The following is a 22,167-nucleotide window of genomic DNA, read 5'->3' as shown; positions in this document are numbered from 1 at the left end:
GGGGAACCACCGGGCCACGTGCGCGGCTCATGGTGCTGCGCGGCACCATGAAACGGAGAACCCCATGACCCACCCCTCGCTCGGCCGCCGCACGTTACTCCAGGTGGCCGTCGCCGCGCCCGCCGGAGCCCTGTTGAGCATGAGCGCCACCCCTGCCCAAGCCGCGACCGGCGGCAGGTACGACCGGGACAACCCCCGCTTCACCATCGGCGTGCTGCCCGACACGCAGTACCTCTTCGACGAGGACCGCTCCGACCCGGCCCCCGTACGCCAGACGTTCCGCTTCCTCACCGGAGACGAGCGCGAGAGCAGGAACATCGCGTTCGTGACGCACCTGGGTGACGTGACCGAGCACGGCACCGAGGACGAGATCGGCCTGGCCGGCGACGCGTTCAAGGCCATCGACGGCAAGCTGTCCTACAGCGTGCTCGCCGGCAACCACGACGTCCGGTCCTCGACCGACGACCAGCGCGGCGACAGCGCGTACCTGCGGGCGTTCGGCCCGGCGAGGTATGCCGGGATGCCGACGTTCCGCGGCGCCTCGCCCGACGGCTACAACACCTACCACGTGCTGGAGGCCGGCGGGAGCGGGCGGCGATGGCTGGTGCTGGCGCTGGACTGGCGCATCTCGGACAAGGGCCTGCAGTGGGCGCAGGGCGTCCTCGACGCCAACCGCACGCTGCCCGTCATCCTCACCACGCACGACCTGGCCTGGGCCGACGCGTCGGGCAAGGCGGCGCTGTCGCAGTACGGCCAGCGGCTGTGGGACACGCTGATCCGGCGCAACGACCAGATCTTCCTGACGCTCAACGGTCACTACTGGCCGCCCGGCCGGACGGTGCTCAAGAACGACGCGGGACACGACGTGCACGTGCACATCGCCAACTACCAGGACCGCTACTACGGCGGCGCGGGCATGGTCCGCCTCTACGCCTTCGACCTGGTGCGGAACGTGATCGACGTGGAGACCCTGTCGCCGTGGCTGCTCGATCGCGACCCGGAGGACCGCACGCTCCTGGAGGCGGAGATCCTCGAGCTGACCGGGCCCGTGGACCGCTTCAGCATCGACATCGACTTCGACGAGCGGTTCGCCGGGTTCGCCCCGCGCCCCCTGCCTCCGGCCCGGCCGGCGAAGGCCGTGATGCCGAGGGGGACGGTGGCGTACTGGCGGTTCGACGCCGAGGGGTTCGGCGGCGCGGGGGCGGACGGCGCCGTCGTCCCCGCGGGAGCGGTCGTGCGTGACCTCACCGGCGGCGGCAACGACCTGACCATGGAGTTGCTGCACGCCGGCGCCCCCGAGGTGCTGAAGTGGTCGGCCGAGCACCACGAGGGCCAGCCGGCCCACGCCAGCCTGCGCTTCGACGGCGGCAAGAGCCCGGACCGGGGCGCGGTGCTCAGGTCGTCGGCCGCCGCCCCGATCAACAGCATGACGTTCGAGACCGGGTACACGATCGAGGCGTTCATCAAGCTGCCGGACCCGTTCGCCGGCGACCACGCATGGATGGGCATCCTGAGCTGGGAGGGCCGCAGCGGCGACGCGGGCAAGACCAGTGGCTGGTCGCCCGAGGAGCCGACGTGCAGCCTCAACCTGTCGCCCGAGCGGTTCCTGCAGTACGTCGTGTATCCGGCCGACCGGGACGCCGACCCCACGTCGTGGAGCCACTCCCTGCCGGTCGGGCGCTGGACGCACGTCGCGGTCGTCAACGACGCGGGGCGGACCGTGATGTACGTGGACGGGTCGAAGATCGCCCGGAATCCTGCCCAGCCGTCGAAGGGCATCTCCACACTGGGCAGGCCGTTCGCGATCGGGGGCACCCAGTTCGCGCTGAAGTACGGGCAGGGGTACTACGGCTGGATCGGTGACGTGCGGATCGTGGCGCGGGCGCTGCGGCCGAAGGACTTCCTGACGCCGTACGAGTGATGCGCGGGCTCACCGGCCGCCGGCGGGGCCGCCCTGGGCCCGTAAGGCCCGGGGCGAGGCGCCCAGCTCGCGGCGGCAGGCCTTGTTGAACGCCTGCAGGTCCGGGATGCCCACGGCGGCGGCGATCGCGGGGATCGCCAGCGTCGACTCGCGCAGCAGGTGCAGCGCCCGGGCCAGGCGCCGGCGGCGGATGTAGCCGACGACGGTGTGCCCGGTGTGCGCGCGGAACAGGCGGGTGAGGTGGTTGTGGGAGACCCCGGCGGCGCGGGCGATGCCGGGCACGCTCAGCGGCGCCGCCAGGTCCGCCTCGATGTGCTCGATGGCGGCTGCCACGACGGCGTCCGCGCTGCCGGCCACGGGCAGCCCGGCCACCCGCCAGAGCACCGTCCACACCTCGGCCGAGGCCCGCGCCCGGGTGTCGGGCACGGCGGCGATGGCCTGCCGCAGCGAGGCCGCGATGAGGGGCGCCTGGTCCCCGGCGTCGCGCATGACGGCCACGTCGCGCCGCTCGCCGGCACCGGGCAGGCGGAAGTGCGCGTACAGGTGCTCCGATCTGCCCCGGTAGTGGTAGTGCACCTCGGCGCCGGGCGGGACGAGGCTGACGTGGCCGGGCCTGATCGGGTGGGTGGTGCCGTCGAGCACGAGCTCGGCGGTGTAGCCGTACAGGTGGAGTTGCCACAGGTCGGGCAGTTTGAACACGTCGTGCGAGCTGACGACGCCGTGCACGCCCACGCCCGCCCCGGCCACGACCGGAGGGTCGGACAGGGCGAGAGCGACTCTGCGCATAGACACATATATATAGGTGAAAACCAACCACCAGTCGATGATTACAACCCATTACATGACATATGCGTGATCGTAGGTTCGTGGCATGCGAACCACTTTGCTGACTTCGGCGCAGGTGGCCGGGTTCGTGGCGGCCGGCTACCTGCGGCTCGACGGGGTCGTCCCGGACGAGCTGAACGAGCAGGCGATCGACGTGCTGGAGGCGGGCATCCCCCACGTGCCGTACGGGACCCCGCTCGACGTCGCCTTCCCCGAAGGGTCCTTCGCCCGCAGGCTGGTCGAGGTGCCCGCGGTCGCCGGAGCCCTGCGCTCCCTCGTCGGCCCGGACCCGACCGTCGACCACCACGCCGTGCACGTGCGCGAGCCGCGCGGCGGCGAGGCCCAGCCGCTGCACGCCGACGCCATCATCGACACCCGCATGGACGCCTTCGACGTGCAGCTCATGTACTACCCGCGCGAGGTGAGCGCGGACATGGGCGGCACCCTGGTGGTGCCGGGCAGCCACCTGCGCCGCATCAACGAGAGCGACACCGGCCGCTACCAGAACCTGCGCGGGCAGACCCGGCTGACCTGCCCGCCCGGGACCGTGATGCTGCTGCACCACGGCATCTGGCACGGCGGCCGGCGCAACGACAGCGACCAGCGCCGGTACATGTTCAAGATCCGTTTCAACCCGACCGTGCCGCAGGTGCGCCTCTGGGACACCTCCGACCTGGCCGACCCTGCCGTGATCGCCGAGCTGGACCGGCGTTTTCCCTGGTACGAGCACGCGACAGGGCGGCTGGAGGTCCACAACCGGGTGCGCCTGTGGCGGGCGATGACCGCCGATCCGGCGTTCGACATCGACTACTGGACGACACGCGTGAACAACCGCCCCGGGAGGGTCGTCGCATGAAGCAGCAGGTCCTCGTTCTCTACCTGGCCACCTCCGCGCTGGACGCCCCCGTGGTGGGCTGGTCCGCCTACGACGGCACCGGGCGTACCCAACCGACCGCGGGGGACGGGGACGAGCCGCCGTACGAAACCGGGGTGGACGCCCTGCGGGACGGCTGGCGGCTGTTCCAGACCTCGCAGCTCATCCCGCCGTATCCCGGCAGCGAATACGACACGTCCTTCCTGAAGCACGAGTTCTTCTTCGAGAAGCTTTCGTAAGGCAGCGAACCCATGCCTCATCGTGTGGATCGCCCAAGGAGGTCCGGGAAATCCGCGGTCAGACGTCGGTGAAGCCGTACTCCTTGGCGAGGTCGGCGACGGTGAGCGTGCGGCCCGAGTGCCGGGCCACGCCGGGGTCCTCCAGCAGGGCGCGAACGGCCCGACCGGGGAACTCCACCGAGTCGCTGCCCGGCAGGTCGTCGCCGAGCACCGCGACGATCGCCTCCGTGCGGGTGAGGCCGGGTGACAGGGTGAGCGCGGTGACGCCGTGCGGGCGCAGGTCGTGGGCGAGAGTACGGGCCAGGCGGGCGACGCTCGTCATGGCCAGGTCGTAGAAGACGTGACCGGCTATCACCTCCGCGGACGCGTCGGCGTACCCGGAGAGCACGACCAGGCCCCGCCGCTCGATCAGCAGCGGGGCGGCGTGCCACGCGGACACGAGGTGGCTGCGTACCCCAAGGTGCATCATGTTGTGCCAGTGGTCGAGCGGGAGCGTCCAGAACGGCCCGCCGTGGAACGGCAGGGCGTTGCCGTCGAACGCGTTGGCGACCAGCAGGTCGAGGCCGCCGTGCTCGGCGCGTACCCGCTGGAAGAGCGCCTCGACGGCCTGGTCGTCGGCGTGGTCGACGTGGACGGGAACGCCGCGCCCGCCGCGCTCGTCCACCTGCTCGGCGGTGTCCTCGACCGTGCCCGGCAGATCGGAGTGGCGCTGATCACGGCTCTCGCGGTCGGTGACGTAGACGGTCGCCCCGGTCTCGCCGAGGACGAGCGCGATGCCGCGGCCCACGCCACGCGCGGCTCCGGTCACGACGGCGACGGTTCCTGTCATCTGGACGTCCCTTCCTGGTTCGCCCCGCGGTCACCGTCGCGGGACGAACGTGCCGGCCGGTGCGGCAGCATGGCCTTGAAGAAGCGTTTCATCCGGCTCCCCTGCCCGCAGCTGGGCTTGCGACGCGCAAGTGTTGTGTGATGGTGTGCCGCCGCAGCGTCTAAGGGAGGTCGTGCCGTGCCGTTGATCGTCGATCTGACCAGCGGGACCGTCGAGCGTGAGCACCGCTTCGGCGAGCCGGGACATTACGGCGGGTCCATACTCGGGCTGCGGTTGCTGGCCGAGCGCACCCCCGCCGGGCTCGACCCCTTCGACCCGCGGGCGTTGGTGTTCGTGGCGGCGGGGATGCTCGGCGGGACGCGCGCGCCCGGCCTGGCCAAGGGCGTCTTCCTGGCCAAGTCGCCGTTGACCGGGGTGGCCGGGGAGGCACATGCGCTGGGGCCCTTCGCGGCGGGAATGCGGGGCGCCGGTGTCAAGGCGCTGGCGGTGACGGGGCGCGCCGAGCGGCTTTCCTACCTGATGGTCCGCGATGGCGAGGTCTCGTGTCACGAGGCCGGGGAGTTGCGCGGGCTGGGCACCACCGCCACCACCGACGCGCTCCGGGCACGGCATGGGCGGGGCGCGCACGTCGCGGCGATCGGGCCGGCCGGGGAGAACCTCGTCCGGTACGCGAGCGTCGTCACCGACTACGCCTACGCCGCCGGGCGGTATGGGATCGGCGCGGTGTTCGGCGCCAAGAACCTCAAGGCGATCGTGTGCGTGGGCGACGCGCCGGCCGAGGTCGCCGATCCGGCGGCGGTCGCCGCGATCGACCGCTACTACCGTGACGCGATCGCCGGCAACCCGCTGGCCGCCCTCCAGGCCGGCGAGCCGGGGTTCGCCAGCTGGGCCGGGGAGCCGCCGGTCCCCGGGTACGCCTCCGTCCGGAACTTCACGCTGCCAGGGGGATTGCGGGTTCCCGGCGTGCGGGACTATGACGGCCGGGCGGTGGTGCTCAGGGGCGCCTGTCCCGGGTGTCCGAACGACTGCCTCAAGGTGTACGCCTCTCCGTCCGCGGACGAGCGCAGGTCCGGCGGGCTCGGGCAGGAGGCGTTCCTGTCGCTGGGGTGGAATCTCGGGATCGACGACCTCGACACGGTGCTGGACGCCAACGCCCTCTGCAACGATCTCGGGCTCGACCAGGTCTCCCTCGGCGGGACGCTGGCCTTCGCGATGGAATGTGCCGAGCGCGGGCTGCTGCCGGGCGGGCCCGCGTTCGGCGACGCCGCGGCGCTGCCCGGGCTGATCAGGGACGTCGCGCGGCGCGCCGGCCAGCTCGGCGATCTGCTGGCCGAGGGGGCGGCGCGGGCCGCCGCGCGGCTCGGGCCGCAGACCGCGCCGTACGCGATGACCGTCAAGGGCGCCGAGTTGCCCTGCTTCGACCCGCGCATCCAGCCGGGGATCGGGCTCGGGTACGCCCTCGCCCCCAACGGGCCACGTTACGACGCTTTGGAGCACGATCTCGACTTCGATCCCGTCGCGGGGCTCGCCTACAGCTTCCCCGAGGCCGCCAGGATCGGAGCCCGGCCGGCGCCCGCCGGCGTGCTCGACGCCGAGCGGGGGCGGCGCAGCGCCCGCCTGCTGCGGTTGTGGAGCGGGCTGGACGCGCTCAACCTGTGCGTGTTCGCCTCCTCCCCCACCAGGCCGCTGACCATCGATCGCCTGACCGCGCTCGTCACCGCCGTGCTCGGCCGGGACTTCACGCTGGAGGACCTGCTGGCGGCCGGGCAGCGGCGACTCGACGAGATGCGGGCGTACGCCGCCCGCGAGGGCATGGGCGGGCGCGACGAGCTGCCCGCGCGGATGCACGACGAGCCGGTCGCCGAAGGGCCGTACAAGGGCGCCGTGCTGGACCGGGAGGCGTTCGCGCGGGCGCGCGACGCCTTCTACGACGAGCTCGGCTGGCGCTGACCCCGCCGCTGCCGCCCTGGTCGCGCTGGGTGACGGGCGGTGGGCGGGGTATGGGTCACTGCACGGGGGAGGAGGAGCCGTTGCAAAGTGACGGTGAGCGTACGCTGGGCGGTTTGCTCGAGGCCACGCACCTGGCCGCGATGGAGGACCTGCCGGCCCTGGTGGCCGCCCATGCCCGGCTGCTCGGCTGCTCCGACACCGTGATCTACGCGACCGATCTGCAGCAGCTGCTCCTGGTGCCGCTGCCGGGGCAGCTGGGCCCGTCCGGGGAGCCGCTCGAGCCCATGGGGATCGACAGCACGATGGCGGGCCGCGCGTTCCGCGTCGTGGAGATCGTCCAGGCCAAGACCGTGCCGGCGGGTGATGGGCGGCGGTTGTGGGTGCCGTTGCTGGACGGGACCGAGCGGGTCGGGGTGCTGGGGGCGACCGTGTCCGCCTACGACGAGCTGGTCGAATGGCGGGTCAAGCAGCTGGCGTCCCTGGTGGCGGTGCTGATGATCAGCAAGCGGCCGCACAGCGACTCGTTCGCCCGGCTGGTCCGCGCCCGGCCGATGACCCTGTCGGCCGAGGTGATGTGGACCCTGCTGCCGCCGGGCACGTTCGCCAGCGACGACGTGGTGGTCAGTGCCGCACTCGAGCCCGCCTACGAGATGGGCGGCGACGCCTACGACTACGCGGTCGACGGCTCCCTGCTGCATCTGGCGCTGTTCGACGCGATGGGGCACGACACGTCGGCCGGGCTGACCGCCAGCGTCGCCATGGGGTCGTGCCGCCACAACCGCCGCCTCGGGATGGAGCTGCCCGCGATCAGCGAGGCCGTGGACGCGGCGATCAAGGAGCATTTCACCGGCCGGTTCGCCACCGGCATTCTGGCCTGCCTGGACCTGCGCACGGGGCAGCTGAGCTGGGTCAACCGCGGCCACCATCCGCCGCTGGTGATCCGCGGCGGCCGGTGCGTGACCACGCTGGAAAGCGCCCCCATCCCGGACCCGCCCATGGGGTTCGGTCTGGGGATCTCCACGGGTCTGCTCCGTTACCAGCTGCAGCGCGGCGACCGGCTGCTGTTCTACACCGACGGCATCATCGAGGCGCAGAGCCCGGACGGGGAGACCTTCGGGCTGGAGCGCTTCGTCGACTTCGTCATCCGCCAGGAGGCCGACGGCGTGTCGGCGCCGGAGACGCTGCGCCGGCTGATCCAGGCCATCCTGCGGCACCAGAGCGGCCGCCTGCAGGACGACGCGACCGTGATGACGGTCGAGTGGCGCAGCGAGCGCCGGCGCCAGCTCACGATGTGAGCGCGTCCGTCACCGGTGGAACAACCGGGCGGGCACGGCGTGCGCGAGTGCCTGGTAGCCGGCCGGGCTCAGATGCAGGCCGTCGCCTACGTCGTACGACGTCAGCAGCCGCCGGGGGTCGGCGGGATCGCGGACCGCCCGGTCGAAGTCGATCACGGCGTCGAACCTGCCGCTCGTGCGGATCCAGTCGTTGACCGCCTGCCGGGTCGCGTCCCTGAGCCCTTGGGCGTCGTCATAGGAGTTGCCGCCGAAGGGGGTGAGCGTCGCCCCGTAGACGGCCAGGTCCCGTGCCTGGGCCCGGACGATGATCTGGTCGTAGGCGGCGATCAGCTCGTCGGCGACCTTCTTCTGGGCGTCCTGCGTGGCCGAGGCGGTGCCGATGTCGTTGACGCCCTCGAAGACGATCAGCCATGCGGCGCCGCTGCGGGCGAGCACGTCGCGGTCCAGCCGGGCCAGGGCGGCCGGGCCGAGGCCGTCGTTCAGCACCCGGTTGCCGCCGGCCGCCTGGTTGGCGATGGCAGGACCGGAGCGGCCCAGCCGGTCGAAGAGCTGGTCGGGCCAGCGGTTGTTGAGGTTGGTGGTGGAGCCCCTGCCGTCGGTCAGGGAGTCGCCGAGCAGGACGAGCGCCGCGGTGGAGCGCTTGGACCACACTTCGATGGAGCTGAGGAAGTACCAGTGGTCGACGGGGGTCGCCGCGGCGAGGTCCTCGGCGTCGGCCTGGTTGCCCTTCGCCAGGTAGGAGGTGGTGCGCGAGCCCGGGTGCGAGGTGATGGCGCTGGAGGCCTGTCCCTCGGCGAGGTAGACGGTCACGGCCAGCACGGAGCCGGCGGGCAGCTGCAGGTCCAGCGGGTCGGACACCACCAGGGCGCCGGCGGGGACGGTCGTGGACGGACGGCCGTGGAAGGTCACCGGCCGGGCCGTGCCCGGCTGGATCGCGCTGACGCCCGCCCTGCCGCCGGCCGGGAATGCCACGGTGACCCGGGTGATGGGCAGGGGCGCGCCGCCGAAGGCGTTGGAGAAGCGCAGCCGTATCCGCTGCCCGCCGGCCGACACCCGCACGCTCTGCCGCAGCGTGCTGTCGGCCATGACCAGGTTGCCTGCCGTGTACGGCGCGGGCGGCAGGTTGTGGGGCTCGGTGAGCTGCGGCATCGCGGTCCAGGTGTCCACCCAGTGCCCGTTCGGCGCGTTGCCGTCGCCGATCGCGGGCGAGGTCGTCAACATCCCGGCGCCGAGAGCCGCGACGATCATCACCTTCAACCCTCTGCCCATGGCCCGCCTCGCTCCTCGAAACATTTCCGCCGAGTGTCGAACATTTCCACGCGGACGGCAAGGGATCATACCCGGCATTGAAACTTTCACCTCGCCCGCCGCGCGCCTGCCACGACGTCCCAGGCAGGCGGCGGGAGCGCCTGGGGCCGAAAGTTTCTGATTGATTAGCCGGAAATATCCCTGAGACGCTCGTCCACCACCGGCTACGACACGGAGGACGCAGTGCATCTCAACCGCCCCCGGTCCTGGATCGCCGCGGCGGCCGCCGCCACGATGGTCATCCTGGCCCTGATCGCCGCACCGACCGCCCAGGCCGCGCCCGGCTGCCGTGTGGAGTACACGGTGACCAACCAATGGTCGAATGGTTTCGGCGTGAATGTTAGCGTTATCAATCTGGGTGATCCACTCACCAGCTGGCGTCTGACCTGGTCGTTCACCGCCGGGCAGACGATCACGCAGCTGTGGAACGGCGCCGTCACGCAGTCCGGCGCCCAGGTCGCCGTCTCCAACGCCGCCTACAACGGCTCGCTCGCCACCGGGGCGAGCACGTCGTTCGGCTTCAACGGCTCATGGAACGGCTCCGCCAACCCGGTGCCGTCGGACTTCGCGCTCAACGGCACCCCCTGCACCGGCGGCAGCACGCCGACCGCGACGCCGACGGTCACGCCCACGGTCACGCCCACGGGCGGCACCGGCACGCTGCCGAGCAGCTTCCGCTGGCGCTCCACCGGCGCGCTGATCGCCCCCAAGCCCGACGCCGCCCACAGCAACATCGCGGCGGTCAAGGACCCGTCGGTCGTCTACCACAACGGCCGCTGGCACGTCTTCGCCAGCACCGCCAGCACCGCCAGCAGCGCCGGCTACAACCTGGTCTACACGAACTTCACCGACTGGCCCCAGGCCGGCGCCGCGCAGCACCACTACCTGGACCAGAGCGCGATCGGCACCGGTTACCGGGCCGCGCCGCAGGTGTTCTACTTCGCGCCGCAGAACAGGTGGTACCTGGTCTACCAGACCGGCAACGCCTCGTACTCGACCACGACCGACATCTCCAACCCGCGGTCCTGGAGCGCGCCGCAGCACTTCTACGCGAGCATGCCGGACATCATCCGGCAGAACATCGGCAGCGGCTACTGGGTCGACATGTGGGTCATCTGCGACACCGCCAAGTGTTACCTGTTCTCCTCCGATGACAACGGCCACCTCTACCGCTCGGAGACGACGGTGGCGAACTTCCCCAACGGCTTCACCAACACGCAGATCGTGCTGCAGGACTCCAACAAGTACCGGCTGTGGGAGGCCAGCAACATCTACAAGGTCAAGGGCACGAACCAGTATCTGCTGCTGGTGGAGGCCATCGGCTCCGACGGCAAGCGGTACTTCCGCTCCTGGACCTCCACGAGCATCGGCGGCACGTGGACGCCGCTGGCCGACACCGAGAGCAACCCGTTCGCCCGTGCGAACAACGTCACCTTCGACGGCACCGCCTGGACCAGGGACATCAGCCACGGCGAGATGATCCGCGACAGCAACGACCAGACGCTGACCATCAGCCCGTGCCAGATGCGCTACCTCTACCAGGGCATGGATCCGAACGCGAGCGGCGACTACAACTCGTTGCCGTGGAGGCTGGCGCTGTTGACGCAGACGAACTCCACCTGCTGAGAAGCCAGTGCTCGGCGGCTTCTAGATCGTGAGCGTGGTGCGCGGCACCGGGACGAACGTCGCCGAGCGCAGCTCCAGGGCTCCCTTCGCGGAGCGGACCTGCGGGGAGACGTAGACCGGCGCGTCCTCGGGGAAGGGCAGCAGGCGCAGCTCGACGGCCCCGTGTTCGAGGAGTTCGCGGCGGAAGCGCCGCAGGCCGATCTCCCAGGGCGCGCCGTGCCAGAACTGGTCGGCCACCAGGCGGCCGCCGATGGAGGCGCGGCCCACGTCGCCGGACCAGTCGAGGCGCAGCAGCACCTCGTCGTCGCCGTCGAGGAGGGCGGCGGGCACGGTGACGCGGTAGACGGCGGCGGCGTCGAAGTCGGCGTCGACCGGTGCGGAGGCCCGGCCGGACTTGGAATCGATGACTGTCCGCCTGGGCGGCCCGGCCGCCGTCACCTGCTCGGCGACGGCGGCAATCGGCTCCGCATCCGTGACGAGCGGTTCGATGACGCTGAAGACGCCGTCGGTCGCCACATGGGGCGAGTCGTCGGCCGCCGTCAAGGCGGGGAAGACCCGCAGCCGGTCCCCGGCGTGACGGCCGCTCTCGCGACCGCCCAGCGATCCGTGCCCGTCGTCCGATCCGTGCCCGCCGTCCGATCCGTGCCCGCCGCCATCGCTCACGTCTTCCGGTGCGTGGCCGCCGGTGTGGGGCGCGGGGCGCGTGCAGTCTCCATACAGCACCAGCCGGTCGCCGTCCACGACGGTGGGCCGGGCGCTGAGGAGCAGCCGCTCGGCTCCCCAGACCCGGGCGCGGGTGGCGGTGAGCGCGCTCTCCTCGTCCAGGACCAGCACGTGCGCCACGGACCCGTCGGCGGCGGTGACCCGCAGCAGGCAGCCAGAGCCGGGGCGCAGGTCGCTCACCACCACGTCGGAGCCGTCCCGCGTCACCGTCGCCCGCGCGCCGCCGCGGTGGTCGAGCCCGGGGCCGTCGATCGCGGCGACGGTGGAGCCGTCGAAGGCCAGCTCGACCGGGATGCCCGCGACCTGCGCGAGCACCAGGACGGGGCCGTCGAGCGTGCAGACGGGCTGGGCGGAGGCGGTCAGGAGGGTGGCCGCGCCGACCGGGCGGGCGAGCGGCCAGACGAAGTACGCGCCCGACGGCACCGTGACGGGACGGCGCGGCACCACCAGGTCTCTGCCGCCGAGACAGACCGCGAACTGCACGTTCTCGTGCGCGGGCAGCGTCTCAACCGGCTGATGGTTGTTGACGAACAGGAAGCCGGAGCGGCCGTCGGAGCGCACGCACCAGCGCAGGGCATCGCGGTCGGCGGTGTCGGCGGGCGCGTCCGGCGGCATGGTGAGCGTCATGGGCGCGAGGTCGGCGCCGTCCGAGGCCAGCCACAGGTGTTGGAGCCGCAGCCGGACGTAGGACTCCCGGAACTGGCCGTACTCCCCCAGAGGCGCCTGGAAGTCATAGTTGATCACCGGGCAGTCGTTGGGGTAGCCGGTGGCGTGCGACTCCTGGAGGGTGCTGAGCTCGCCGATCTTCTGCGAGCCGCCGTGGTACATGTAGTAGCCCTGCCAGACGGACCCGCTGCCCAGCTTCACCAGCGACAACGCGGCCACGTCCGCGGCGGCGACGATCGGCCGCCGGTGGTAGGAGGTGTACATGCCGCCGCCCAGCTCGCAGGTGGCGAACGGGTAGCGCGCGAGGTGGCTCTCGTCCGTGCCGGACGGGCCGTCGCCGCGCAGGTCGGCGCCGATCGAGTCGTCGTCCCTGCCGGGCCCGAAGAAGTAGTGCGCCCGGCTCTGCCGCGGCCACCCGTCGTGCGGGGTGTCCCAGGCGGCCTCGGCGTACCCGCCGAACAGCGGGATCACCTCCCCGGGCGGCAGCTGGGCGTGCCCCCAGCCGGTGGCCGTCCACAGCGGCGCGTCGATGCCCGCCTCCTGGGCCAGGCGCTTGAGCGTGAGCAGGTGGCCGGGCTGGTCGTACAGCTCGTTCTCCAGCTGGACGCCGACGATGGGCCCGCCGTCGCGCCTGGTCAGCCCGCGCAGTTGCCGGCCGATCTGTGCGAAGAACGGCCGGACCAGGGCCAGGTAGCGCGGGTCGTCGGTGCGCGGCACGCAGTCTTCGGCCAGCAGCCAGTCGGGGAAGCCGCCGTTGCGGGACTCGCCATGCCCCCACGGCCCGACCCGCACCACCACGTCGAGCCCGGCCTCCGCGCAGGTCGTCACCCAGCGGCGCAGGTCACGGTCGCCCCGCCAGTCGTAGTGGCCGCGACGCTCCTCGTGCAGGTTCCAGAAGACGTAGGCGGCCACGGCCGTCACCCCGCCGGCCCGCACCTTGAGCAGCTCTTCCCGCCACTCGGCGGCCGGGTAGCGGGCGAAGTGGAACTCGCCCATGACCGGGAACCAGGGGCGCCCGCCGCGCCGCAGGGTGCGCGAGTCGACGGTGATCGCGTCCGGCCGGCCGGGCTCCTCCCCCATGGCGAGATGGCCGGTGATCGGCGGCCCTGGTGGTCCTGGGACGGAGACTCTCAGCACGCGCCTGATCGTAGCGGGGTTTCCGGCCATCCGATTTAACGCCATTGACATCTCCGCAAAACCGACCCTACGGTATGCGAAACGTTTCGACAACGGTATCGCGGGAGGGGCATGTCTTCGCTACGTGACGTGGCCGAGCGGGCCCAGGTGGCGGTGAGCACGGTCTCGGCGGCGCTCAACGGCACCCGCCCGGTGGCCGCGGCGACCAAGCTGCGCATCGAGCAGGCCGCCGCGGAGCTCGGCTATCGCCCCAACCTGCTGGCGCGCGGGTTGCAGAGCAAGCGGACCCGGATCCTGGCGCTGCTGTTCCCCGCCCCGCGCAGCGGTTTCGGCCTCACCGAGATGCAGTTCGCGACCGGTGCCGCCGAGGCGGCCAGCGAGCTGGGCTATCACCTGCTGCTGTCGCCGGAGAGCGCCGACCCGATCGACGAGCTGCGCCACCTCACCGGCCTCGGGCTGGTGGACGGCGTGCTGCTCATGGAGGTGCGGCTGGACGACGAGCGCACCGCGTTCCTGTCGGCGGCCGGGGTGCCGTTCAGCATGATAGGGCGCACCCGGGAGCCTGGCTCGATCGACTACGCCGACATCGACTTCGCGGCCACGGCCCGCGACGCGGTGGCGCACGTGGCCGGGCTGGGTCATCGCACGCTGGCCTTCTTCAACCTCTCGACCGACCTGTACGCCGACGGCTACGGTCCCGCGATGCGGGCCGGCGAGGAGTTCGCGGCGGCGGCCCGCGCCGCGGGAATCGACTACGTGGACGGCTACCGGCCCGGGTCCGCCGAGGAGGGCCGGAAGGCGTTCGAGCGGCTGTTGCAGGCGCACCCGGAGGTGACGGCGCTGGCGGTGATGGACGACCACGCGGCCGTCGGAGTGATCGCGGCGGCGGCCGCACACGGCCGGCACATCCCCGAGGACCTGACGCTGATCCTGGTCTTGTCGTCGGCCGGGGTCGCCGAGATGTTCAACCCGAAGCTGACGACGCTGGAGCCGCCCAGCACCGAGCTGGGCAGGCTGGGCGCGCACATGCTCATCGACCGGCTGCAGGGCGCCGGCCCGCCGCGGCAGCACCTGGTGCCCTGCCGCCTGGTGATCGGCGACAGCTCCGCTCCGCCCCGGAGCCTGTCATGACGGCGCGGCCCGGGATGCACACGCTCACCCGCGAGCGCGGTCTGCTGTTCGGCGGCGACTACAACCCCGAGCAGTGGCCGGAGGGGGTGTGGGCCGAGGACGCCGAGCTCATGAAGGCCGCCGGGGTCAACCTGGTCACGGTCGGCGTGTTCAGCTGGGCGCGGCTCGAGCCGGAGCCGGGCGCGCGCGACTTCGGCTGGCTGGACCGCGTGATGGACCTGATGGCCGGGGCCGGGATCGCGGTGGACCTGGCCACGCCGACCGCCTCACCGCCGCCGTGGCTGGGCCACCGCTGGCCGCAGACGCTCCCGGTCGACGAGTCCGGGCACCGGCTCTGGTACGGCTCGCGCAACCAGTTCTGCCCGTCGTCCCCGGTCTACCGGGAGCGGGCACTGGCGATCGTGACCGACCTGGCCGACCGGTACGCGGGCCACCCCGCCCTGGCGCTCTGGCACGTGGGCAACGAGTACGGCCAGTTCTGCCACTGCGACGAGACCGCGGCCGCGTTCCGGGCCTGGCTCCAGCAGCGCTACGGCGACCTGGACACGCTGAACGAGGCGTGGGGCACCACGTTCTGGAGCCAGCGGTACAGCGAGTGGGCCGAGATCGTCACCCCGCGCCGCGCCCCGTACATCATCAACCCGGCGCAGCAGCTCGACTGGTGGCGCTTCTGCTCCGACGCGCTGCTCGCCTGCTACCGCGCCGAACGCGACGTCCTGCGCGAGCGCACCCCGGACGTGCCGATCACCACGAACTTCATGGGCCTGTTCAAGCCCGTGGACTCCTGGGCGTGGGCCGCCGAGGAGGACATCGTCTCCAACGACTGCTACCCCGACCCCGAGGACCCGCTCTCCCCCGCCCGTACCGCCCTCACCCACGACCTGATGCGCGGCCTCGGCCGGGGGCGGCCATGGCTGCTGATGGAGCAGTCCGCCGGCGCCGTCAACTGGCGGCCGCACAACCTGCCCAAACCGCCCGGCCAGCTCCGGCTGGAGTCGCTGCAGGCGCTCGCCCGCGGCGCGGACGGATTGTGCTACTTCCAGTGGCGGGCCTCCCGCTTCGGGGCCGAGCGTTTCCACGCCGCGATGGTGCCGCACGCGGGGCCGGACACGCGGCTGCACGCCGAGGTCCGCGCGCACGGCCAGGAGCTGCGCAAACTCGCCTCCGTGGCGGGGCAGCCGGTGCCGGCGCGGGTGGCGATGGTCTTCGACTGGCCGAGCTGGTGGGCGCTGGAGGAGCGCGGCCGCCCCAGCGACCGGCTGGGCGCCGCCGACCAGCTGCTCGCCTACTACGTCCCGCTCTGGGAGCGCGGCGTGAGCGTGGACCTCGTGCCGCCCTCCGCCGACTTGAGCGCGTACGCGCTGGTCGTGGTGCCGAACCTGTTCCTGGTGACCGACGCGGACGCGGCGGCGCTGACGGACTACGTACGCGGCGGCGGAGTGCTGGTCGTCGGGCCGTTCTCCGGGATCGCCGACGAGCGGGCGCACATCCGCACCGGCCGGTTCCCCGCGCCGCTGCGCGCGGTGCTCGGCGCGTCCGGCGAGGAGTGGCAGCCCGTCGCGGGCGAGGTGCGCTGCCGATGGGACGGCGGTCCCGAGTTCACCGCGCAAACCTGGACCGAGCTGATCGCCACGGAAGGCGCCGAAGCGGTGGCCACGTTCAGCGAAACGGGGCATCCTGCGGTGCTGCGGCACCGCGCCGGCGACGGCGTCGCCTGGTACGTCGCCACCATGCCCGAGCCCGCCGCGCTCGGCGAGATCACCGCGCGGGCACTGGCCGACGCCGGTGTGCGCGGGGTCCTGCCCGACGGAGTCCGGCTGCCGCCGGGCCTCGAGGCGGTCCGCCGCGGCGACGTGTTGTTCCTGCTCAACCACGGCCCTGAGCCCGCGCGTGTGCCCATCCCGGAGGCGGCCGAAGACCTGCTGACCGGAGCCGCCTGCGAGGGCCAGGTCGCGCTGGCTCCTCGCGCGGTCGCCGCGCTGCGCCCGCACGGTTGATCAAGTCCCCCTCGAGAACGGATCAGGATGAAGTTCAAGGACGGTCACTGGCGCATGCGGGCAGGCGTGCGGGCCGCGTACGCCGTCGCAGCGCACGACGTGACCGCGGACGCCGCCTCGCTGCGGGTGCTCGCGCCGACCCGGCCGATCACCCGCCGCGGCAACACCATCGACGGCCCGGTCCTGCGGGTGGACGTGTCGTCGCCGATGCCGGACGTCATCCGCGTCCGCACGGTGCACTTCGCCGGGTCCGTGCCGGACTCCCCCGCCTTCGGGGTACGCGACGACGCGCCCGAGGTCAAGATCTCCGTGGACGCGGAGACGGCCGCCCTGACCAGCGGCGCGCTCACGGTGCGGCTGAGCAGGGACACGCCGTGGGAGATGACCTTCAGCGCCGGCGGGCGTGAGCTGACCCGCAGCGACGGCAAGAGCCTCGGCATCGTGCACGACCCCGGCGACCGGCACTTCATGGTGGAGCAGCTGCGGCTCAGCGCCGGGGAGCTGGTGTACGGGCTGGGCGAGCGGTTCGGCCCGCTGGTGCGCAACGGGCAGGCCGTCGACATCTGGAACGACGACGGCGGCACCACCAGCGAGCTGGCGTACAAGAACGTCCCCTTCTACCTCACCAACCGCGGCTACGGGGTGTTCGTCAACCACCCCGGGCGGGTGTCGTTCGAGGTGGGGTCGGAGACGGTCTCGCGCGTGCAGTTCAGCGTCGAGAGCCACGACCTGGAGTACCTCATCATCCACGGGCCGACGCCGGCCGACATCCTGCGCCGCTACACGGCGCTGACCGGCCGGCCCGCGCTGCCGCCCGCCTGGTCGTTCGGGCTGTGGTTGTCCACGTCGTTCACGACCGACTACGACGAGGCCACGGTGACGTCGTTCGCAGACGGGATGGCCGAGCGGGACCTGCCGCTGAGCGTGTTCCACTTCGACTGCTTCTGGATGCGGCAGTACCGGTGGTGCGACTTCGAGTGGGACCCGGAGGTGTTCCCCGACCCGGAGGGCATGCTGCGCCGGTTGAAGGAGCGCGGGCTGAAGGTCTGCGTGTGGATCAACCCGTACATCGGGCAGGCGTCCAGCCTGTTCGACGAGGGCCTGGCGGCCGGGCACCTGCTGCGCCGGCCGGACGGCACGGTGTGGCAGGATGACCACTGGCAGGCGGGGCGGGCGCTGGTGGACTTCACCTCACCGGCGGCCAGGGAGTGGTTCGCGGGCAAGCTGCGCGGCTTGCTCGACATGGGGGTGGACGCGTTCAAGACCGACTTCGGCGAGCGCATCCCGACCGACGTCGCCTACGCCGACGGCTCCGATCCCGAGCGCATGCACAACTACTACTCCCTGCTCTACAACCAGACCGTGCACGACGTGCTGGCCGAGCGGGGCGCGGCCGTGTTGTTCGCGCGCTCGGCCACGGTCGGCGGGCAGCGGCTGCCGGTGCACTGGGGCGGCGACTGCGAGTCGACCTACGAGGCCATGGCCGAATCGCTGCGCGGCGGGCTGTCGCTGGGCATGGCGGGGTTCGGGTTCTGGAGCCACGACATCGGCGGGTTCGAGGGGCGGCCCGATCCTGCCGTGTTCAAGCGGTGGGTGGCGTTCGGGCTGCTGTCGTCGCACAGCCGGCTGCACGGGAGCGGCTCGTACCGGGTGCCGTGGTTGTTCGACGAGGAGTCGGTGGACGTGCTGCGGTCGTTCACGCGGCTCAAGAGCCGGCTGATGCCCTACCTGTACGGCGCCGCGGTGCAGGCCACGACGGACGGCCTGCCGATGATGCGGGCCATGCACCTGGAGTTCCCCGACGACCGGGGCTGCGACTACCTGGACGCCCAGTACATGCTGGGGCCGGACCTGCTGGTGGCGCCGGTGTTGTCGACCAAGGGCGACATTTCGTACTACGTCCCTGAGGGTGTGTGGACGCGGCTACTGGACGGCGAGAGCGTCACCGGCCCCGCATGGCGCAGCGAGCGGCACGGGTTCGACAGCCTGCCGCTGCTGGTGCGGCCCGGCGCGGTGCTGCCCATCGGGTCCCGCGAGGACCGGCCCGACTATGACTACGCCGACGACGTCACGCTGCAAGCGCACCAGCTCGCCGACGGCGACGTCCGCACCGTCACCGTGCCGGACGCCGACGGCGGCGCCGGCGCGGTGTTCGAGGTGTCCCGCACCGGCGACCGGATCCGCGCCCGCCGCCTGCAGGGCGCGCCCGCCCGCTGGAGCCTGCTGCTCGCCGGCGTGCGCGAGGCCCGGCACTCCCGGCTGGAGACGACGCCCGGCGGCGTGCGGGTGGCCGCCGAGCCCGGCACCGACGAGATCGCGATCATTGTTGAAGGAGCAGAATGACCACTTTCCCCGACAATTTCCTGTGGGGCACCGCCACCGCCTCCTACCAGGTGGAGGGCGCCTGGAACGAGGACGGGCGCGGCCCGTCGATCTGGGACACCTTCTCCCACACGCCCGGCCTGGTCACCAATGGCGACACCGGTGACGTGGCCTGCGACCACTACCACCGGCTGGAAGAGGACCTGGACATCCTCGCCGAGCTCGGCGTGGGCGCCTACCGGTTCTCCCTGTCCTGGCCGCGCGTGCAGCCGGGCGGGCAGGGGCCCCTCAACCAGCCGGGCGTCGACTTCTACAACAGGCTGATCGACGGCCTGCTCACGCGGGGCATCGCCCCCGTGGCCACCCTCTACCACTGGGACCTGCCGCAGGAGCTGGAGGACGCGGGCGGCTGGCCGCACCGCGACACCGCACTGCGCTTCGCCGAGTACGCCGCCCTCATGGGCGAGGCGTACGGCGACCGCGTGCACACGTGGATCACGCTGAACGAGCCCTGGTGCTCGGCCTACCTGGGCTACGCCTCCGGCGTGCACGCCCCGGCCAGGACCGAGCACGCCGCGGCGCTGGCCGCCGTGCACCACCTCAACCTGGGCCACGGCCTGGCCGTGCAGGCGCTGCGCTCGGTGGCCGCCCCGTCCGCGCAGATGTCGGTCACGCTCAACCTGCACCACGTGCGCGGCGTGTCGGCGGCCGACGCGGAGGCGGTGCGCAAGGCGGACGGGTTGTCCAACCGGGCCTTCCTCGGCCCGATGCTGGAGGGCGCCTACCCCCGCGACCTCATCGAGGACACCGCCGCCGTGACCGACTGGTCGTTCGTGCGCGACGGCGACGAGGCCGCCGCCTGCCAGCCGCTGGACGTGCTCGGCGTCAACTACTACAACCCCACGCTGGTGCGCCAGTGGGACGGAGCGAGCGTGCGGGAGACGGCCGACGGGCACCAGGACGGCGCCGCGTCCCCGTGGATCGCCTGCGAGGACGTCGAGTTCGTGCCCCAGCCCGGCCCGTACACCGAGATGGGCTGGAACATCGACGAGACCGGCCTGACCGAGCTGCTGCTGCGCCTGCACCGCGACTACCCATCCATGCCCACGATGATCACCGAGAACGGCGCCGCGTTCCCCGACCCGGTGGGCGCCGACGGCCGCGTGCACGACGCGGACCGCGTCGACTACCTGCACCGGCACCTGACCGCCGTGGCGGAGGCGATCAAGAGCGGGGCGGACGTGCGCGGCTACTTCGTGTGGTCCCTGATGGACAACTTCGAGTGGGCGCACGGCTACGCCAAGCGGTTCGGCATCGTCCGCGTGGACCGCGACACGATGGAGCGCACCTGGAAGGACAGCGCCCACTGGTACCGGGACGTGGTCGCCACCGGCAAGCTGCCCGGCTAGGGCTTCCTGGCCACGGCCCCGACGAAGGTGTGGTAGGTGATGCCCGGAGTGGCTGTGTCTCCGTCGTCGGGGCGCCACTCCGGGAGCGGCACCAGGCCGGGGTCCACCAGCTCGAGGCCGTCGAAGTAGGCGAGCAGCTCGTCGCGGGTGCGCCACCGGCCGGTGCCGAGGTGCTCGTTGAAGATCTTCTCCGCGGCGTAGGCCTGCTTCGACACCTCGGGGTGGGCCTCGCCCGGGTTGTGGAAGTGGGAGATCACCACGTGGCTGCCCGGGGCGAGCGGGGCCACCAGCCAGCCCAGGATGGCGCCGGGGTCCTCGTCGTCGGACAGGTGGTGCAGGAGTCCGAACAACAGCAGCCCGACAGGCCGGCTGAAGTCGATCAGGGCGCGTGCCTGCGGGTCGCCGAGGATCTTCTCGGGCTCGCGGGCGTCGGCCTCGATGACCGTGGTGGTGGCGTCCGCGGCCAGCAGCGCCTGGCCGTGGACGAGCACGATCGGGTCGTGGTCGACGTAGACGACCCGCGTGCCGGGGGTGACGGACTGGGCGATCTCGTGCACGTTGCCCTGCGTCGGCAGGCCGGAGCCGATGTCGAGGAACTGCCGGATCCCGGCCTCGCCCGCCAGGTAGCGGACGGTGCGGCGGAGGAACTCCCGGTTGGCCCTGGCCGCCTCCGGCGCGTCCGGCGCGACCTTCAACGCCATCGCGGCCACGTGGCGGTCGATCGCGTAGTTGTCCTTGCCGCCGAGCATGTAGTCATAGACGCGCGCGACACTCGGCTTGGTGGTGTCGATCCCTGGGGGCGCGGTTTCCTGCTCGCTCTCGGGCACTGCCGGCTCCTTGCGACGGTGTCGGGGCTACACGGATGATCTTAGCCGCCGAGCTCGCCGCACAGCAGCCGCGCGGCGCCGGACATGGCCCGCATCTTGCCCGCGGCCGACGCCCGCGGCAGGTATTTCATGCCGCAGTCGGTCGCGATGACGATCCGCTCGGGCGGCACCCACTCGAACGCCCTGCGCACCCGCCCCGCCACCACCTCCACCGGCTCCACGTCCGGCCTCGACAGGTCGATCACCCCGAGAATGATCGTCTTGTCCTTCAGGTCGGACAACACCCCCAGGTCCAGTCCGGACTGCGCGGTCTCGATCGACACCTGCTGGACCGGGCAGCCGGCCAGCTCCGGCAGGAACGAGTACGCCTCCGGCCGCTCGTGGATGATCGCCGCGTACCCGAAGCAGATGTGCACCGCCGTCGTGCCGACGACGCCGTCCAGTGCCGCGTTCAGCGCGGCCAGCCCGTACGCCCGCGCCGCCTCCGGCCTGGCCTGCATGTAGGGCTCGTCGATCTGCACGATGTCGGCCCCGGCCGCGAACAGGTCGCGCATCTCCGCGTTGACCGCCGCCGCGTAGTCCATCGCGGCCGCCTCGGCGTCCCGGTAGTGGTCGTTCTGCGCCTGCTGGCTCATCGTGAACGGTCCCGGCACCGTCATCTTGACCGGGCGACCGGTGTGGGCGCGCAGGAACCGCAGGTCGTCCACCCCGACCGGACGCGGGCGGCGGATGGGGCCGACGATGCGGGGGACGGGGTTCGGGTGGCCGCTGCGGTCCAGCGCCGTACCCGGATTGTCCAGGTCGACGCCCTCCAGGGCGGTGGCGAAGTGATTGGAGTAGCTCTCGCGGCGGATCTCCCCGTCGGTGATGATGTCGAGACCGGCGCGCTCCTGGGCCCTGATGGCCAGCTCAGTGGCGTCGTCCTGGGCCTGGCCGAGCTGCTCGGGCGGGATGCGCCAGAGCTCCCTGGCCCGCACCCGCGGCGGGAACCGGCCCGCCAGTTTGGCGCGGTCGATCAGCCATTCGGGCTGGGCGTAGCTTCCTACCAGCGACGTCGGCAGCAGCGGCAGAGATGTCACGGGCCCTCC

Annotated in this window: 16 protein-coding genes; 10 read left to right on the top strand and 6 right to left on the bottom strand. The window is 72.1% G+C overall.

All coding sequences use genetic code 11. The features are described 5' to 3' along the window. Positions 1–64: 64 nt before the first annotated feature. Positions 65–1,921: a LamG-like jellyroll fold domain-containing protein gene (locus ACTWQA_RS17460; protein WP_443160252.1), complete on the top strand. Its 1,857-nt coding sequence runs from the start codon at positions 65–67 to the stop codon at positions 1,919–1,921. Between the two features lie 9 nt (positions 1,922–1,930). Here the strand turns inward: ACTWQA_RS17460 and ACTWQA_RS17455 are convergent, their stop codons facing one another. Then, the gene (locus ACTWQA_RS17455) at positions 1,931–2,707 is read right to left on the bottom strand and encodes a helix-turn-helix domain-containing protein (RefSeq protein WP_443160251.1); all 777 of its coding nucleotides are present in this window, start codon (positions 2,705–2,707) and stop codon (positions 1,931–1,933) included. 85 nt (positions 2,708–2,792) lie between these two features. Between ACTWQA_RS17455 and ACTWQA_RS17450 the strand changes: the two genes are divergently transcribed. Continuing rightward, positions 2,793–3,602: a phytanoyl-CoA dioxygenase family protein gene (locus ACTWQA_RS17450; RefSeq protein ID WP_443160250.1), complete on the top strand. Its 810-nt coding sequence runs from the start codon at positions 2,793–2,795 to the stop codon at positions 3,600–3,602. Continuing rightward, entirely contained in the window at positions 3,599–3,859 is a 261-nt protein-coding gene (locus ACTWQA_RS17445) for a hypothetical protein (RefSeq protein WP_443160249.1), read from the top strand. The genes ACTWQA_RS17450 and ACTWQA_RS17445 overlap by 4 nt, the downstream gene beginning before the upstream one ends. 58 nt (positions 3,860–3,917) lie before the next feature. Here the strand turns inward: ACTWQA_RS17445 and ACTWQA_RS17440 are convergent, their stop codons facing one another. Beyond that, a complete protein-coding gene (locus ACTWQA_RS17440; protein WP_443160248.1) occupies positions 3,918–4,688 on the bottom strand; it encodes an SDR family oxidoreductase in 771 nt (256 codons plus the stop codon). 177 nt (positions 4,689–4,865) lie between these two features. On the opposite strand from ACTWQA_RS17440, the gene ACTWQA_RS17435 reads away from it, so the two are divergent. Then, positions 4,866–6,638: an aldehyde ferredoxin oxidoreductase C-terminal domain-containing protein gene (locus ACTWQA_RS17435; protein WP_443160247.1), complete on the top strand. Its 1,773-nt coding sequence runs from the start codon at positions 4,866–4,868 to the stop codon at positions 6,636–6,638. An 80-nt stretch (positions 6,639–6,718) separates the two neighbouring features. After that, complete coding sequence (locus ACTWQA_RS17430) at positions 6,719–7,933, top strand: PP2C family protein-serine/threonine phosphatase (protein ID WP_443160246.1); 1,215 nt, start codon at positions 6,719–6,721, stop codon at positions 7,931–7,933. 9 nt (positions 7,934–7,942) lie between these two features. On the opposite strand, the gene ACTWQA_RS17425 is transcribed toward ACTWQA_RS17430, so the two are convergent. Further along, positions 7,943–9,202 (bottom strand): SGNH/GDSL hydrolase family protein, encoded by a 1,260-nt coding sequence (locus tag ACTWQA_RS17425; RefSeq protein WP_443160245.1) that lies wholly within the window; start codon positions 9,200–9,202, stop codon positions 7,943–7,945. 222 nt (positions 9,203–9,424) lie between these two features. Between ACTWQA_RS17425 and ACTWQA_RS17420 the strand changes: the two genes are divergently transcribed. Beyond that, positions 9,425–10,867 carry a non-reducing end alpha-L-arabinofuranosidase family hydrolase gene (locus tag ACTWQA_RS17420; RefSeq protein ID WP_443160244.1) on the top strand — a complete coding sequence of 481 codons (1,443 nt, stop codon included), beginning with the start codon at positions 9,425–9,427 and terminating at the stop codon, positions 10,865–10,867. Positions 10,868–10,888: 21 nt separating this feature from the next. Here the strand turns inward: ACTWQA_RS17420 and ACTWQA_RS17415 are convergent, their stop codons facing one another. After that, the gene (locus tag ACTWQA_RS17415; protein ID WP_443160243.1) at positions 10,889–13,393 is read right to left on the bottom strand and encodes a beta-galactosidase; all 2,505 of its coding nucleotides are present in this window, start codon (positions 13,391–13,393) and stop codon (positions 10,889–10,891) included. 111 nt (positions 13,394–13,504) lie between these two features. On the opposite strand from ACTWQA_RS17415, the gene ACTWQA_RS17410 reads away from it, so the two are divergent. Genes ACTWQA_RS17410 through ACTWQA_RS17395 form a run of 4 tightly spaced genes read left to right on the top strand, consistent with a single transcriptional unit; the run spans position 13,505 to position 20,252 of the window. Beyond that, positions 13,505–14,524, top strand: a complete 1,020-nt coding sequence (locus ACTWQA_RS17410; protein WP_443160242.1) for a LacI family DNA-binding transcriptional regulator — start codon at positions 13,505–13,507, stop codon at positions 14,522–14,524. Continuing rightward, positions 14,521–16,521, top strand: coding sequence for a beta-galactosidase (locus tag ACTWQA_RS17405; RefSeq protein ID WP_443160241.1), 2,001 nt, complete (start codon positions 14,521–14,523; stop codon positions 16,519–16,521). The genes ACTWQA_RS17410 and ACTWQA_RS17405 overlap by 4 nt, the downstream gene beginning before the upstream one ends. Positions 16,522–16,548: 27 nt before the next feature. Continuing rightward, on the top strand, positions 16,549–18,864 hold the full coding sequence (yicI, locus tag ACTWQA_RS17400) for an alpha-xylosidase (protein ID WP_443160240.1): 2,316 nt from the start codon (positions 16,549–16,551) through the stop codon (positions 18,862–18,864). After that, the gene (locus tag ACTWQA_RS17395) at positions 18,861–20,252 is read left to right on the top strand and encodes a GH1 family beta-glucosidase (protein ID WP_443160239.1); all 1,392 of its coding nucleotides are present in this window, start codon (positions 18,861–18,863) and stop codon (positions 20,250–20,252) included. Before yicI ends, ACTWQA_RS17395 begins: the two co-directional genes overlap by 4 nt. Here ACTWQA_RS17395 and ACTWQA_RS17390 read toward each other — a convergent pair. Then, the gene (locus tag ACTWQA_RS17390; RefSeq protein ID WP_443160238.1) at positions 20,249–21,079 is read right to left on the bottom strand and encodes an SAM-dependent methyltransferase; all 831 of its coding nucleotides are present in this window, start codon (positions 21,077–21,079) and stop codon (positions 20,249–20,251) included. The genes ACTWQA_RS17395 and ACTWQA_RS17390 overlap by 4 nt on opposite strands. Positions 21,080–21,120: 41 nt before the next feature. After that, entirely contained in the window at positions 21,121–22,158 is a 1,038-nt protein-coding gene (locus ACTWQA_RS17385) for a hypothetical protein (protein WP_443160237.1), read from the bottom strand. Between the last annotated feature and the right edge of the window lie 9 nt (positions 22,159–22,167).

It is taken from the genome of Nonomuraea sp. 10N515B (assembly GCF_052245915.1).
Classification (GTDB): Bacteria; Actinomycetota; Actinomycetes; order Streptosporangiales; family Streptosporangiaceae; genus Nonomuraea.
This window is presented reverse-complemented; position numbering and strand designations above follow the sequence as displayed.

Excerpts from the sequence above, each read along its gene's own strand:
- ACTWQA_RS17445 (WP_443160249.1), top strand. The coding sequence starts at position 3,599 with ATGAAGCAGCAGGTCCTCGTTCTCTACCTGGCCACCTCCGCGCTGGAC.
- ACTWQA_RS17395 (WP_443160239.1), top strand. The coding sequence starts at position 18,861 with ATGACCACTTTCCCCGACAATTTCCTGTGGGGCACCGCCACCGCCTCC.
- ACTWQA_RS17405 (WP_443160241.1), top strand. The coding sequence starts at position 14,521 with ATGACGGCGCGGCCCGGGATGCACACGCTCACCCGCGAGCGCGGTCTG.
- ACTWQA_RS17455 (WP_443160251.1), bottom strand. The coding sequence starts at position 2,707 with ATGCGCAGAGTCGCTCTCGCCCTGTCCGACCCTCCGGTCGTGGCCGGG.
- ACTWQA_RS17450 (WP_443160250.1), top strand. The coding sequence starts at position 2,793 with ATGCGAACCACTTTGCTGACTTCGGCGCAGGTGGCCGGGTTCGTGGCG.
- ACTWQA_RS17425 (WP_443160245.1), bottom strand. The coding sequence starts at position 9,202 with ATGGGCAGAGGGTTGAAGGTGATGATCGTCGCGGCTCTCGGCGCCGGG.
- yicI (WP_443160240.1), top strand. The coding sequence starts at position 16,549 with ATGAAGTTCAAGGACGGTCACTGGCGCATGCGGGCAGGCGTGCGGGCC.
- ACTWQA_RS17440 (WP_443160248.1), bottom strand. The coding sequence starts at position 4,688 with ATGACAGGAACCGTCGCCGTCGTGACCGGAGCCGCGCGTGGCGTGGGC.
- ACTWQA_RS17410 (WP_443160242.1), top strand. The coding sequence starts at position 13,505 with ATGTCTTCGCTACGTGACGTGGCCGAGCGGGCCCAGGTGGCGGTGAGC.
- ACTWQA_RS17460 (WP_443160252.1), top strand. The coding sequence starts at position 65 with ATGACCCACCCCTCGCTCGGCCGCCGCACGTTACTCCAGGTGGCCGTC.